We start from the raw sequence: 14,386 nt of genomic DNA, 5'->3' as shown, positions 1-14,386 counted from the left end.
TGACGGGGTGCTCGACGGGATCGTGGAGCATGGGCCGAGCTACCTTGACGAGATCGCGCTGGAGCAGGGCGAATCGCAGCTCGCGGCGCTTTACAGCGATATCGAGGCCACCTTCACCGGCTCCTGGGCAGAGATCCGCGAGCGCCTTGACGGCGAGACCGGCGAGTTCGGCGAGAAGGTGCAGGAATTGACCAAGCAGGCGTCCCCGTCGTCGCTCGTGGCGGCGGCGGAACTCATCGCAGCCAACGCATCGCAGGATCTGGCCGGCGCGCTGGACAATGAGCGCCGCCTGGGCGCGGTGATGGTGCGTGAGCCGGACTTTGCGGAAGGGGTGCGGGCGGTGCTCGTCGATAAGGATCAGGCCCCCAAGTTTGCCCCCGAGGCGGACCCCTCCAAGTATCGCGCTGTCCTGCGCTAAAGTAAATGGCGGTGTGGGGCTGAAGTTGCCCCCGAATCCCACACGCTGAAGGAGCAACGTTGACCGAAACCACAAACCCCCGCGACGACTGGAACCACAAGCTCACCCTCGCGCAGGAGATGCTGCCGCTGATCAGCCGCCTGCACCGCGAGCACAACGCGGCGACCTCGGTCTACGGCCGCCTGCTGGTGGGTGTCACCGACATCGACATCATTAAGGCGCACCGCTACGCCCGCCGCATCGACGAAAAGGAACTCGCGCTCGACGAGACGCTGCCGATCCTGCGCGAGCTCGTGGAGATGGACCTCGGCACCGCCTCCATCGACCTGGGCCGCCTGGCCAAGGAGTACAAGCACTCCGACGAGAAGGACCTGCGCACCTTCCTCGACCGCGAGCTTGCCGACGTCATCGGTACCTCCTCCGAACTCGAAGCCCGCGACGTCGTGCTCTACGGCTTCGGCCGCATCGGCCGCCTGCTCGCCCGCATCCTGATCGCCCGCGAGGCGATGTACGGCGGCGTGCGCCTGCGCGCGGTGGTAGTGCGCAAGAAGGGCGACATCGACATCATCAAGCGCGCCTCGCTGCTGCGCCGCGATTCCGTGCACGGCCCGTTCAACGGCACCATCACCGTTGACGAGGACAAGGAGATCATCTGGGCCAACGGCACCCCCATCCAGATGATCTACGCCAACGACCCGGCAGAGATCGACTACACCGCCTACGGCATCGACAACGCCATCGTGGTAGACAACACCGGTGCTTGGCGCGACCGCGACGGCCTGTCCAAGCACCTCGAGTCCAAGGGCGTGGACCGCGTCCTGCTCACCGCGCCGGGCAAGGGCGACATCCCGAACATCGTCTACGGCATCAACGAGGACATGATCGGCGACGAGCGCGTCCTGTCCGCCGCGTCCTGCACCACCAACGGCATCACCCCGGTGCTGAAGGTGATCAACGACCGCTACGGCGTCAAGCACGGCCACGTCGAGACCGTCCACTCCTACACCAACGACCAGAACCTGGCGGACAACTTCCACAAGGGCGACCGCCGCGGCCGCGCCGCCGGTTTGAACATGGTGCTCACCGAGACCGGCGCCGCCAAGGCCGTGTCCAAGGCGCTCCCGGAGTTCGAGGGCAAGCTCACCGGCAACGCCATCCGCGTGCCCACCCCGGACGTGTCCATGGCCGTGCTGAACCTGGACCTGGAAAAGGACGTGGAGAAGGACGAGGTGAACAACTTCCTGCGCCGCGTGTCCACCCACTCCAACCTGCGTCAGCAGATCGACTACATCAACTCCCCGGAGGTGGTCTCCACCGACCTGCTCGGCACCACCCACGCGTCTGTGGTGGACGGCCTGGCCACCATCGCCTCCGGCAACCACCTCGTGCTCTACGTCTGGTACGACAACGAGTACGGCTACTCCCACCAGGTGGTCCGCGTCGTCGAGGACATCGCGGGCGTGCGTCCGCGCGTGTTCCCGGAGCGCAAGGACCCGGCTGAGATCCAGTAGCCATGGGTACGTTGCGTAAGTTCAGCCTCGCCGCCGCCAGCGTGTTAGTGCTGGCCGGCTGCGGCGCGCATGGCGCCGAGCTGGGGCTAGAGGACGCCGCGCTCGCCGGGGACTTCACCGTCGCGGACGTGGCGGGGCCGGACGTGGAGCGCGCCTACGTGTTCTGCCCGTACACGGACAAGGCTGAAGCGCAGCGCCTCGGCTTCGACCCGGGCGACGTGCCCGGCATCGACGACAACTCCCAGGCATGGGAGACTGCCTCCGGTATTGGCGTGATCGCCGGGGGCCGCGCGGAGATCGAGTGGTTCGACCCGCGCAAGGTGGACGCTTGCGGGCAGGGCGTGGAGGCCTACCAGGAGATCGACCCGGCGGCGCCGGTGCGCACGGCGACGGAATCCCGCGAGTTCGCGGGCGGCGAAACCGTCGAAGTCACCGCCCTGCGCTTCGAATGACCTCGTCGTAGTAGCCCAGCACCGTCTCGGTGGAGGCGCGCCACGTCCAGCGCTCGGCCTCGGCTCGCCCGGCGGCGGACATGCGCTCGCGCAGCTCCGGCTGCGTCAAAATGCGCTCGATCGGGTCGGCCCACGCCGCGTCGGGCTCCTCGGGGTCGACGAGCACGCCGGTTTCGCCGTCCGCCACCACAAACGGCAGCCCGCCGGCCTTCGCCGCCACCACCGGCACGCCGGACGCGAACGCCTCCAGTGCGGCAAAGCCCAAGGTCTCCGTGGTGGAGGGAAACAGCAGCACATCGCCCGACGCGTAGGCCGCGTGCAGGTCCGCGCCGGACAAGTACCCGGTGAAGGTGGCCCAGTCGGGCGGGGTGGCGCGGAGCCCGTCGTAAAGCGGGCCCTCGCCCACAAAAGCCAGGCGCGCGTTGGGCACGCGCCGGCGCACCTCTTCAACGATCGGGATACAGCGGTCCACGGATTTCTCCGCCGAGATGCGGCCGACGAAGATGACCAGGGGGTCGTCCGGATGGCCGTCGGAAAGCAGGCTGCGCATCTCGCGGGTGCGCGCGGCGGGGGTGAAGCTTTCCGTATCCACCGCCTTCGGCCACAGCCGCACGTTTTCGATGCCGTAGTCGGTGGCCTTGTCCATCATCGGGCCCGAGGTGACCAGGTTGAGCCCCGCGCGGCCGTGGAAGGTGCGCAGCCCCCACTCGGCGATCGGCTTCACCCACGGGATGCCCAGCTTCAGGCAGTACTCCGGCACGTCGGTGTGAAAGGACGCGATGACGGGGAAGCGGCGCGCCACCACCAACGTGGACCAGCCAGCCGTCCAGATGGGGTTGACCGCGTGCACGATGTCCGGGTTGAACTCGCGCAGGCGACGGTAGGTTTTCGGCCCCAGCATGCCGTGCTTGACCTCCGGGTACACCTTCAGGCTGTGCGAGCGGATCGGCACGACCTCGAAGCCTGCGTACTCCGCCGGCGGGTTGCCGGGCGCGAAGATGAGCACCTCGTGTCCCATTTCCGCTAGCTGGTCCAGGTGGCGAGTGGTGCGGGTGACCACGCCGTCGATTTTGGGCAGGAAAACCTCGGTGAGCAGCGCGATGCGCATTTACTTTTCGCCCTGCGGCACGCCGGCGGACTGCGCGGCGGTCCACAGCGAGCGCGCCGGAATCTTTGAGCGGTCCGCGCGGTCGGCGTACTTCTTCGCCACTTCCTCGACCTCCACGAGCAGGCCTTCTTCCAGCTTCGTCGGCTCCAGGCCCAGGTCCAGGAAGGCGTCGTTGACCACGTGGAGTTCGTTTTCGGCGGACTCCTTGCGCGGGTTGGGCACCATCTGCACCTCGGCGTCCGCAATCTTTGCGACGAGCTCCGCCAAATCCCGCACCCTGTGCGTCTCCGTCATCTGGTTGAAGATCTTCACGCGCTCACCCCGCGCCGGCGGGTTTTCCACCGCCAGCTGGATGCAGCGCGCCATGTCGCGGATGTGGATGAACGCGCGGGTCTGGCCGCCGGTGCCGTGCACGGTCAGCGGGTAGCCGATAGCCGCCTGCATGAGGAAGCGGTTGAGCACGGTGCCGTAGTCGCCGTCGTAGTCGAAGCGGTTGATCAGCCGCTCGTCGCGAAGTGTTTGCGGGGTGTGGGTGCCCCAGATGATGCCCTGGTGCAGGTCCGTGATCCGCAGCTCGTCGTTCTTGGCGTAGTACGCGAACAGGTGCTGGTCCAGCACTTTGGTCATGTGATAGATCGAGCCCGGGTTGGTGGGGTAGAGGATCTGCTGCTCCACAATGCCGTTTTCACCCGCGTCCACCTGCACGTCCAGGTAGCCCTCCGGGATTTTCATGCCGGCGGTGCCGTAGCCGTACACACCCATGGTGCCTAGGTGCACGACGTGGATGTCCTGACCGGTCTCCACGATCGCCGTAAGCAGGTTGTGGGTGGCGTTGACGTTGTTGTCCACGGTGTAGCGCTTGTTGCGCGGGCTCTTCATGGAGTAAGGCGCGGCGCGCTGCTCAGCGAAGTGGATCACGGTGTCCGGCTGGAAGTCCTTCAGGAACGCCAGCAGTGCGTCGTAGTCCTGGGCGACGTCGATGTTCTCGAAGCCGATCTCTTTGCCAGAGACCTCGTTCCAGGCCGACAGGCGCTCGTCGATAGTCGCGATCGGCGTCAACGACTCCGCATCGAGTTCCTTGTCGATGCGACGCCGCGACAGGTTGTCCACGATCGTGACCTCGTGTCCGAGGTCTGAAAGGTGCAGGGACGCGGGCCAGCCACAGAATCCGTCGCCGCCCAGAACTGCAATTTTCACAGGTACTTGCCTTTCTTTACGCGCATTTCCGCATACGTTACCGGGGTCCCCGACCCTCTGCTGGGCGAGCCCGCGTGACCGTACCCCCGACGCATGTAATTTTAGATAGGGCATACAACTGAGTGGTAGCGTTTCCTGTGTTCTGGCAGTGTCTGAGCGTTGAAAAAGTTGGGAGCCCGCATGTCTCTGCCCGGTAATGGCCGCGTGCGTACAAAGCGCATCACCGCGGTGGCCACTGTGTTGGCGCTCGCTGGCGGTGCCGCGGAAATTCCTCTCGGCCCCGCAGGCTCGGTCGCGCACGCCCAGATCGCGCCGACGCAGCAGCCGGGCATCAGCTTCGGCTCCGTGAACAACCTCAACGGCGACTGGGAAGCGTCCGTCTTCTTCGAATCAGCGATGACCGTGCGCACCGTGAGCATCGACTTTGTGCCGCCAGACAGCGACAATCCGAAAGAAGAGGCACCAGCCGACGACCCGGTCTTCACACGCATCCCCGAGGTCGCCGAATACCGCGTGGACCACATGAAACGCTCGCAGGTCATTGCTTCCTACGACGTGACGGCGCGCCGCACCCAAAGCACCTCCACGTCGGGGCATCCCTCAATCCGCATCACGTATGAGCTCCCAGGAGTGCAGGTTGGCCAGGGTGAGCGACTGGCCCTCTTCGCGCCGGGTAAAGGCACGCAGTACCCCACGCCGTTGCGTGGCGGCGGTGCGCGGTTCACTCGCCCAACCGTCAACGGCGACATCCGCGGTTCAGTAACCATGCACGACGCAACCGAGGCTGAGTACAAGCAGACGATGGTGGAGGTCCGCCAGGGGGCCGAGACCTTCACCTCTCCAGTGCAACCCGACGGTTCCTACGAGATCGCGTTGCCGTCGCCCTCCGGAACGATGACTATCAATGTGGTTCCACCGGCCGGTTTTGTCACCCCGGAGCCAAAGACGTGGGAGGCTAATGAAGGCCTCGCCGCCCCCGACTTCGACGTCTACCCGATCACCGTGAGCGGAACGCTTCTCGACACCAACAGGACCCCCGTCCAAGGCGCCACCGTGAGGGTTGCCGGCCTCACCGCCACCACGGATCAAGACGGCAACTTCACCGTGACCAAGGTTCCGGCTGGCACGCGCGCTGTGGTGATCGGGGACACCGAGCGCACCCGCGGCAAGACCGTACCTGGTGTTTCGGTGAGCGATCAGCGCGACAACCGGATCGAAGACATCACAGTGGAGACCAAGCCTCAGTTCGGCACGGTCTCTGGCCGGGTGACGGATCCCGACGGCAGTGGTGTTGCCGGAGTAACCGTCAAAGCTGACACTGTCACGGGGGTCACGGACGCTAACGGCTATTACTCCATCGCACAGGTGCCGGTCGGCGGAACTACAGTGTCGGTCGTCGCCGACACGGTTCCGACCGGGTTTTCGGTTGATGGCCCGTTTGATCGCAATGTGTCGACGTCTGGAGTGTCTGTTGTGGATTTCTCCACGACGCGTGAGACTGGCACGGTGTCTGGCCGGGTGCTTGGTCCGGACAGCAAGGGTGTTGCGGGTGTGACGGTGACCGCTGGTGGTCTGTCGGCGCGGACTGATGCTGAGGGCAAGTACTCGATTGCTGGTGTACCCACCGGCACGACCACCATCGAGGTCACTGCGAGTCCGACTCAGTATCTTCGTCCTGCGCCGCAGCAGAAGAACGTGACGGTCAACGGGGTCGAAGTGGACTTTCCTCTTGCGTTGAAGCCGACCCCGACGCCGAAACCGTCACCGACCCCGAAGCCGACGCCGAAACCGACGACTTCTGCACCCACCCCGACGCCGACTACATCTGCTCTGCCGTCGACTTCAGCACCGGCACCGAAGCCGTCGCCCACGACGCCGAAGCTTACGACCGCGAAGCCGACACCGACTCAAGAACCGTCACCGACCCCAACGCCGACGCCGAAACCGTTGCCGACGTTCACGACCGCGACCCCGGCCCCGACGACGCAGCCGCCGGCGCCGACGGTCGGATCCGTGGCCGGCAAAGTCACCGATCCCACTGGTAAGCCGGTGCCGGGTGCCACGGTGACGGCTCGCGACGCAAACGGTAAGGAGTCCACCGCCCAAGTGGCTAAGGACGGGACCTTCCGTCTCAACGACCTGCCGCCGGGCGACTACACGGTCACCGTCGGCGTGCCCACAGGCCACGTCGCGCCGCCGCCCGCAAATGTCACCGTGAAGGCGGGGGAGCAGGTCCAGCTGCCCGGGTTCGTGGTTAATCCCGATAAGCCGAAGGCCCAGTTCAACTGGGACCGGGTGGTGGTCAAGCCCGGCCAGACCCAGGTCACCGCGCCGACTCGCACCGGCGACACCACAACACCGCCGAACTTCCGCACCAGCGCTGTCACGCAGATCAAGCCCGACGGCACCACCACACAGCTCCCTGCGGAGGAGAGCTGGATTTCGGTGGAGGGGGACGGCACGGTCGTCGCTAGGCCGCCGCGCAACACGGCGCCGGGCGAGTACCGCGTGGAGGTCCAGGACGATTCGGGCGAGACCCACACCATTACCGTCGAGGTGGATGAGCCAACCCCGATGGCGCAGCAGCACGAGGTGCGTTTCCCGCTGATTCCGGTGCCGGCGGGGGCGACGCGTCAGGCTGGCCGTCCGCGCGCGACGGTCACTGACGGCCCGTTCGTGTACGCCGATCGCCGCCTCCCGGAAGGCACCCGTTTTGAGGTGGACCCGGCCTACGCGGACTGGGTTCGCGTCGATAACAACGGCCGCCTCACCTTCACCCCGCCGAAGGACGCGGCACCCGGCATCCGGGAGATTCCGGTGAAGGTGACGTTCCCGGACGGTTCTTCCCGCACCTACATCGCTGAGGTGGAAATCGGCGATCCGCTCCTCGCGGACACCATTGAGCTGGGTTACGAGGAGGGCTTGTCGGTGCGCCCCGGCGAGGGCATCACTGTGTTGCGCACCGGCGCCGCGGTGTTGCCGGAGGGCACCACGTTTGAGGTGGATCGCTCGCAGCCGCTGGGCGATTGGGTCGTCATCGTGGACGAGCACACCGGCAACCTGCGAGTTTTCGCGCCGCAGCACGGTGAGGTGAAGGTGCCGGTCATCGCGTACTTCGCCGACGGGTCTTCCGCAAAGCTTACTGCGAGCGTTCGCGTATCGACGAGCTCCGCCCTCTCCGCCGCCCATTCCCCCTCGTACGCCGATGTCTCGGCAGCGCCTGGCGGCACCGCGACCGTCAAACTGAGGGGCTCCGTGCCGGCTGGCACCACGTTTGCCGTGGTGGATGGCGGGGGACTGCGGAACGTGGGCGTCGATAAGCAAACAGGCGCGCTGAAGATCGAGCTTCCCGCCGACGCGCAACTGGACACCCCGTACACGGTGACGGTGCGCGTGCGCTACGCGGACGGCAGCACCGAGGAGATCACCGCGCAGGTCACGGCGGCCTCGGAGGCAGCCCGCTTCATCCCGCGAGCGGCTGGGGTCACCGCCGAGATCGGCGAAGCCGCGACGGTGCGCACCGGGCTCAACCACAACGCCAAGCTGGCGGAGTTCGACCACGACGGCTGGCAAGTTTTCTACGACCGGGCTACCGGCGAGCTCACCGCGAAGCCGAACAGCGACGTGCCGGTGGGCACCGTGCTGAAGGTGCCGATGAAGGTGACGTTCCCGGACGGATCGACAAAAATTGTGGAGTACGCGTTCACCGCCACCGATTCGCCGACCCCGGCGGCAAAGCAGAACGGTACGTCCTCGGGCTCGTCTGTCTCCGCCGGCTGGATCGCGGTGGTGCTCGGCCTGCTAGCGATGATCGCGGGTGTGGGCTGGGCGGCCTTCCTCAACCAGGACGCCATTCGGGCGCAGCTGAAGCACTACGGATTTTAGAAAAGGACACTGACATGAGGATTTCGAAGAAAACACTGGCAGTGTCGCTGTGCGCTGCACTCGCGGCGACCACCGCACCTATGGCGCCGGTCGCCGACGCGAAGGTGACACTCGGCACCACTCAGCCGGATGCGACCGTGAGCAACTCCAGCGCCACCGAGCCGTTCATCAACGGCTTCATCACCCCGCGTGGCACGGGCCGGTTCGAGTACTCGCACCCCGCGTCCCAGGCGGATAACCACCAGTTCGACACCTCCATGGAGGTGCGCACGAACGGCGACGTGGTGGTTCCCGACCTGTTTGCGAAGCCGAAGGTGACCACCGACGGCACCGCGGACGTGCTCACTTACACCCTGCAGCAAACCGACTTGCTTATCACCCGCACTTACCGCATCGACGGCGGCCAGGTCGACGTCACCGTGACTGTGGAAAACACCGGGCAGAACGCGGCTGATGTGGGCATCGACCTGGACAATGCGCTGCCGATGTACGCCGGCATTACCGCCAACCAGGATGGCGACCGCCTGGTTATGCAGCCGAAGGCCGGCGGTTACATCACCGACGTGCGTTTCACCGCGCCGGACATTGTGGCCACGGGTGCCACCAAGGCGGCGGCTCTTTCGGGCGCGAACAACGGTGTCAAGCACCAGGCGGCGAGGTGGGAGCGCACGGTGGCCCCGGGGGCGTCGATAAGCGCAGGCATGTCCGTGGCAATCAGCACCCAGGACTCTGCCCTCGACACCGACGGCGACGGGCTGCGCGACTCCTGGGAAGCCGAAGGGCTCAGGCTTGCCGACGGCACGTACCTGCCCATCCAACGCTGGGGCGCAGACCCCGACCGCAAAGACCTGTTCCTGCAGGTCAACTGGATGAAGTCCGAGTGGAAAACGATCGGCTGCGACCGCACTGAAAGCTTCGCCGCCAACCTGTCCGAGTTCGCCGAATTCGCCGCCTGCGCCACCGCGAACACGAAGAGCTACGCGCCGAACCCGTCGCTTTTCAAAGAGCTGGAAGACCTCTTCGATGAAAACGGGATCAACCTGCACATCGACGCTGGTAAGCACTACGTCAGCGAATCCATGGCCAGCATGACCGCGAAAGAGCGCAAGGGCGGTGAGACCGAGGATTACACCGCGGAGTACTTCGGCGGCCTCGACGAGGAGGGCCGCACTACAAAGCTGGAGGACCAGGCCGAACGCTTGCTCGGCGCGCGCCGCTCTGTGTTCCGCTCCGCGCTGATCGGCACCCGCTTCGACGAAGGCGCCAAGCGAAACGTCACCGGCTTAGGCCAGGTCAACGGTTCCACCTTCTTCGTCTCCGGCGACGTGACCAACAGCGACGAGCTTCTGCGCAACACCATCCTCCACGAGTTCGGCCACACCTTGGGGCTGATGCACTGGGGCCGCGAAACCCGCGACAACACCGCCCAGCGCTTCGTGCGCTTCGTGGACACCAAGGACCCGTCGGCGGAGTTTTACCGCCCCGGCTACGACTGGCTGGGTTCCTACAAGTCCACCATGAGCTACGCCTACCAGTTCTCCGAGTTCAACTTCTCCGACCAGGAAGTGCGCACCACCGAGAAGATTCCCAACTCAGAAGACAAGTCCCGCTTCAAGCCGGAAGAGAGCCAGTTCGACTACGTCATCCCGTCGGACTGGGACAACCTGCTGTTCAAGACCGAGTTCATTGGCCAGGGCGTGCGCGACTACGACAACGCCATCGACGCCCCCGATGCCCCCGACGTGCTCGCCGACGAAGAGCGCGCCGAGGTCAACGAACTGATCTCCGCCGCAGCCGCCACCGGCAAAAACGACGGCAAGGTCGGCTTCAGCCTCGCCCGCAGCCTGCACAACGACAACGGCATCGTCACCCACGCGGACACCAACATCATCAAGGGCGAGCTGCGCAACCTAGGGTCCACCGACGACACCTTCACGGTGGTCGCGGACTACGGTGTTGGCCAGTTCAAGGACAGCTACTTTGCCAAGGGCGACTCGAACTACATCACCCCGGTGGATATCGAGGTCTCCCCGGCAGTGTTCATCGACAACCCGGTGGTGCCCCTGCACGTCACCGTGTCTAATTCCGAGGGCGCCCAGGTCTTCGACGACACCTTCAACATCTCCGCGCTCGAATACACCCCGGAGGAGATGGACAAGGTGCTCAAAGAGGTCCTGGCTTCCGACGCGGACGAGAACCTGAAAGCGTTCGCCCGCCAGCGTCTGAAGGCCGCGAAGGTGGAGACTTCGACTGCGACGGCGAAGCCTGCGCCCGCGCCGGCGCCTACGCAGAAGAAGGCGGAGCCGTCGCAAAGCGAGAAGCCCTCCGGCAGCTCCGAGTCGCCGACCGCGATCATCATTGGCGTGCTGCTGGGCCTTATCGGCCTCGGCGCGGCCGGGTTCGGCTGGGCACACAGCCAAGGACTGCTTCCGTAGTTACGCTGGGTGGGGCAGGTTGCCTATCGACGACCAAAGGAGCCCCACCCCATGAAGGCCATCCGCTACACCGACTACCAAACATTCCCGCAGATCGTTGACGTAGACAAGCCCACCGCTGGCCCCGGCGAAGTGGTGCTGAAAGTCGCCGCCTCGGGCGCATGCCACTCCGATGTTGCCGTGTTCGACGACTTTGTCGAGGGCACCAACCCGCTGTGCGCGCCGCAGTTTACCCTCGGCCACGAAGTCGCAGGCTGGGCGGACGAGATCGGTGAAGGCGTCGACGGAATCGAGCGCGGCGCCGCGTACGTGGTCTACGGCCCGGTCGGCTGCGGCTACTGCCGGTTCTGCATGGTCGGCCAGGACACGTTCTGCGAAAACGTTGCTGAGGTCGGCTACCTAGGCATTGGACTGGGCCGCGACGGCGGCATGGCCGAGTACGTCGTGGTTCCGGCGCGCAACCTCGTGCCGCTGGGAGATGCGGACCCGGTGAAGGCCTCCGCGCTTGCCGACGCCGGTTTGACCCCGTACCACGCAATCAAGCTGGCGCTGCCGAAGCTGAACAAGGCGGGCTCGTCGGCGCTGGTGATCGGCCTGGGCGGCCTGGGGCTGCTCGCGGTGCAGATCCTCAAAGCCATGACCGGCGCGACGATCATCGCCACCGACACGAAGGAAGAAGCGCTGCGCGAAGCGGAAAAGCACGGCGCGATCACTGTGGCCTCCGGCGACGACCAGGCCGCGAAGATCCGCGAGCTCACCGGCGGGCGGGGAGTGGATGCCGTCTTCGACATGGTCGGCATCGGGCCCACCGTGGAGACCGCGATGAAAACCGTGGCCAAACAGGGCCGGGTGTCCATCGTCGGCCTTGGCACCGCCGGCAGCGATTACGGTTGGCAGTGGTACAAGGAGCCGTACGAGGCGGAGCTGGTCAAGACCTACTGGGGCACGCTGCCTGAGCTCGGCGAGTTGGTCTCGCTGCTCCAGCAGGGTCACTTGGAACCGCAGTACACCACCTACTCGCTAGACGAGGGGCTGGACGCCTACCAGAAGCTCGTCGACGGCCAAGTCGCCGGCCGCGCGATCATCGTGCCGAACGAGCGCTTCTAGGACGCCCGCTCGCTCCACCACTGCTCAAGGTACTCCAGCGCTTGGTCGATGGCGTGGTGGGTGTCCACCGCCTCCATCGACGGCAGGCCCTCGGAGCGGAACTGCGGCCCCAGGTTCTTAAACGGGCTGATCGTGCGCTCTTCGCGCATGGCCGTGTGGATGGATTCCAGGATGTCGTTGATCCTGCGCGCCACGATTTTCTTCTGGGCGCGGTTGAAGGTGGGCGGGGCGAACGGGTTGTCGTCGAGAAGCATGTGCCCTGAAAGCCTGCCCACACGCGGGTCGAACGCGAAGATCGCGACCGGGAACGTGAAATCGGAGTGCATATTCGGACGGAACTCGATGCAAAACGTGGTGTAGAGCGCGTTGTCCTGCGAGTCCTGCAGCATCGCCACTGTGGCGGTTGTCATGTCCTCCGCCTGGAACGACGCGCGGCGCTTCAGCGCGAACGCCGGGTCTTGCGGGTCCACGATTTTCACGGTTTTGTCGTCGAGCGCGACGAGCACACGGCCCAGCTCGGCGACCACGTTCGCGGCGTCTTCGGGCGAGTACCACTCAGGCGCCTGCGGGCTGCCGGGCTGCAGCATCGCGAGCTCGACCTCGTGCGAGTCGATGTCGTGCACGATCACGGCGACGCGCAGACCGTTGTCGATGACGTAGTCGGCGTCGAGGTGGATTGCTATGTCCTCATCGAAGTACGGGTTGTCCGCCTCGATCCCGAGATCGTCGGCGAGATCCGCGGCTTCCTCGTCGTAGGTGTCCAGGTAATAAAGCTCGTAGGTGTCGAATCGCATGGGTCCCCCCTAGGTGTCGTGCGGGAGCCCCCTGCTCCCGCTTATCGACGACACTAAAGCCACCCACACCCCGCGCACAAGAGCCCGTATGCCCATGAAAATGCGCATCCGCGATGGAACCGCGGGAGGCGATAGTGTGGCGGGTATGGATGAGCAGGCGAAGCTGGAGCGGGTCTACGCCTACCCGTTCGGCGACATTTACAACAACTACCTGGCCAAAGTTGAGCGCAAGGGGCACACTCGCGACGAGTTGGACGACGTGCTCGGCTGGTTCACCGGTCTTGCGCCGGAGGAGCTGGAATCGGAGGCGGCGTCGGGGAAGACGCTGCGCGAGTTCTTCGAGACGGTCGCGCTCAACGCGAACGCCGATTTGATCACCGGGAAGGTGTGCGGCGTTCGCGTCGAGGAGGTCGACGAGGATCTCATGCGCAAGATCCGCCAGATGGACCTGCTTGTCGACGAACTGGCCCGCGGCAAGAAGATCACCAGCATCAAGCGCAGCTAGCGCATGTCGCGCAGCACCTCGAATGCGCGGCGGACCAGCGCGCGGCCGTCGTCGGGCGTGCGCGGCTCCGGCAGCGCCAAGTAGGCCTTCACCGCGGTGGCGCCCGCGATGCCGTAGGCGTTGAGCAGTACCTCCGCGTCGAACGCTGTCGCGCCGGGGGTGCGCTCGCGCACAGCCACAACCAGCGGCTGCGCGATGTCGCGCATGGTCTCCTCGGCGGGGGGAGTGCCGGATTCAGCGCGGGTGCGATCGCTCAGGAGCACCAGGGTGGATGCGGAGTAGAGCTCGAAGCCGTCCTCCCTGAGCGCGTCGATGATGATCGCCTCGATGGCTTCGGCGGCCGAGAGCTCCTCCGGCAGCGCCGCGATCTGCTCGGCGATGGCGGCGAAGACCTTGCGCAGGAACTCTTCGAGCGCCTCGTCAATGTCGGCGAAGTAGTTGTGGAACGTCCTCGCCGACACGCCCGCGCGCTCGGAGACCCGCGCGACGGTGGCTGCGGCCGTGCCCTCCTCGAGCAGCAGGGCCGCGGTCGCCTCCGAGATGGCGCGCCGGGTCGCCGCCTTCATCTCCTCGCGAAGACTCATGGCTACACCGTAACCGGCTCAGACTGCTGCGGCTGCGACTGGTGCAGCTTCTCGCCCTCGATGTCCAGGTTCGGCAGCGCCTTGTCTAGCCAGCCGGGGATCTTCCACGCACGGTCGCCGAGCAGGTACATCGTGGCCGGGATGAGGGTCATGCGGACCACGAAAGCGTCGATAAGCACACCTGCGGCGAGCGCGAAGCCCATGGCCTTGATGAACGGCTCGTCCATGAGCACGAACGCCGCAAACACCGAGATCATGATCAGCGCGGCCGCGGTGACCACGCGCGCGCCGTGCTTGTATCCGTTCGCCACCGCGTTGCCGGCGGTCTTGCCGCGGGAGACGTAACCCTCGCGCATGCGGGTGACCAGGAAGACCTGGTAGTCCATGGCC

General features: G+C 65.7%; 12 protein-coding genes. 7 read left to right on the top strand and 5 right to left on the bottom strand.

Annotated elements, in window-relative coordinates:
• From HMPREF2791_RS12300 to HMPREF2791_RS09750, 3 genes are all read left to right on the top strand, one after another.
• On the top strand, nucleotides 1–418 hold a 418-nt coding region (locus tag HMPREF2791_RS12300; protein ID WP_246825499.1), incomplete at its 5' end, for an enoyl-CoA hydratase/isomerase family protein.
• Between the two features lie 119 nt (nucleotides 419–537).
• Nucleotides 538–1,929 (top strand): glyceraldehyde-3-phosphate dehydrogenase, encoded by a 1,392-nt coding sequence (locus HMPREF2791_RS09755; protein ID WP_141764968.1) that lies wholly within the window; start codon nucleotides 538–540, stop codon nucleotides 1,927–1,929.
• A gap of 2 nt (nucleotides 1,930–1,931) precedes the next feature.
• A complete protein-coding gene (locus HMPREF2791_RS09750; protein ID WP_070845183.1) occupies nucleotides 1,932–2,381 on the top strand; it encodes a hypothetical protein in 450 nt (149 codons plus the stop codon).
• On the opposite strand, the gene HMPREF2791_RS09745 is transcribed toward HMPREF2791_RS09750, so the two are convergent.
• Together HMPREF2791_RS09745 and HMPREF2791_RS09740 are read right to left on the bottom strand one after the other, a co-directional pair.
• Nucleotides 2,359–3,489: a glycosyltransferase family 4 protein gene (locus HMPREF2791_RS09745; RefSeq protein ID WP_070845182.1), complete on the bottom strand. Its 1,131-nt coding sequence runs from the start codon at nucleotides 3,487–3,489 to the stop codon at nucleotides 2,359–2,361. The genes HMPREF2791_RS09750 and HMPREF2791_RS09745 overlap by 23 nt on opposite strands.
• On the bottom strand, nucleotides 3,490–4,686 hold the full coding sequence (locus HMPREF2791_RS09740; protein ID WP_070845181.1) for an NAD-dependent epimerase/dehydratase family protein: 1,197 nt from the start codon (nucleotides 4,684–4,686) through the stop codon (nucleotides 3,490–3,492).
• 180 nt (nucleotides 4,687–4,866) lie between these two features.
• Between HMPREF2791_RS09740 and HMPREF2791_RS12340 the strand changes: the two genes are divergently transcribed.
• Genes HMPREF2791_RS12340 through HMPREF2791_RS09725 form a run of 3 tightly spaced genes read left to right on the top strand, consistent with a single transcriptional unit; the run spans nucleotide 4,867 to nucleotide 12,113 of the window.
• The gene (locus HMPREF2791_RS12340) at nucleotides 4,867–8,571 is read left to right on the top strand and encodes a Rib/alpha-like domain-containing protein (RefSeq protein WP_070845180.1); all 3,705 of its coding nucleotides are present in this window, start codon (nucleotides 4,867–4,869) and stop codon (nucleotides 8,569–8,571) included.
• 14 nt (nucleotides 8,572–8,585) lie between these two features.
• Nucleotides 8,586–11,006, top strand: coding sequence for a hypothetical protein (locus HMPREF2791_RS09730; RefSeq protein ID WP_070845179.1), 2,421 nt, complete (start codon nucleotides 8,586–8,588; stop codon nucleotides 11,004–11,006).
• Between the two features lie 51 nt (nucleotides 11,007–11,057).
• On the top strand, nucleotides 11,058–12,113 hold the full coding sequence (locus tag HMPREF2791_RS09725) for an NAD(P)-dependent alcohol dehydrogenase (RefSeq protein WP_070845178.1): 1,056 nt from the start codon (nucleotides 11,058–11,060) through the stop codon (nucleotides 12,111–12,113).
• Here HMPREF2791_RS09725 and HMPREF2791_RS09720 read toward each other — a convergent pair.
• Nucleotides 12,110–12,907 carry a hypothetical protein gene (locus tag HMPREF2791_RS09720; protein ID WP_070845177.1) on the bottom strand — a complete coding sequence of 266 codons (798 nt, stop codon included), beginning with the start codon at nucleotides 12,905–12,907 and terminating at the stop codon, nucleotides 12,110–12,112. The genes HMPREF2791_RS09725 and HMPREF2791_RS09720 overlap by 4 nt on opposite strands.
• Before the next feature lie 145 nt (nucleotides 12,908–13,052).
• On the opposite strand from HMPREF2791_RS09720, the gene HMPREF2791_RS09715 reads away from it, so the two are divergent.
• Entirely contained in the window at nucleotides 13,053–13,412 is a 360-nt protein-coding gene (locus tag HMPREF2791_RS09715) for a DUF2200 family protein (RefSeq protein ID WP_070472716.1), read from the top strand.
• Here HMPREF2791_RS09715 and HMPREF2791_RS09710 read toward each other — a convergent pair.
• Nucleotides 13,409–13,996, bottom strand: coding sequence for a TetR family transcriptional regulator (locus HMPREF2791_RS09710; RefSeq protein ID WP_246825498.1), 588 nt, complete (start codon nucleotides 13,994–13,996; stop codon nucleotides 13,409–13,411). The two genes, HMPREF2791_RS09715 and HMPREF2791_RS09710, sit on opposite strands and share 4 nt — an antisense overlap.
• 2 nt (nucleotides 13,997–13,998) lie before the next feature.
• Nucleotides 13,999–14,386, bottom strand: a 388-nt coding sequence (locus tag HMPREF2791_RS09705; protein WP_168168301.1) for an MMPL family transporter, incomplete at its 5' end; no start/stop codon positions are given.

The sequence above is a fragment of the Corynebacterium sp. HMSC034A01 genome (genome assembly GCF_001838175.1).
In the GTDB taxonomy this organism is placed as follows: domain Bacteria; phylum Actinomycetota; class Actinomycetes; order Mycobacteriales; family Mycobacteriaceae; genus Corynebacterium.
The sequence above is the reverse complement of the archived record's forward strand: the minus strand, read 5'-3'. Positions and strand labels throughout refer to the sequence as shown.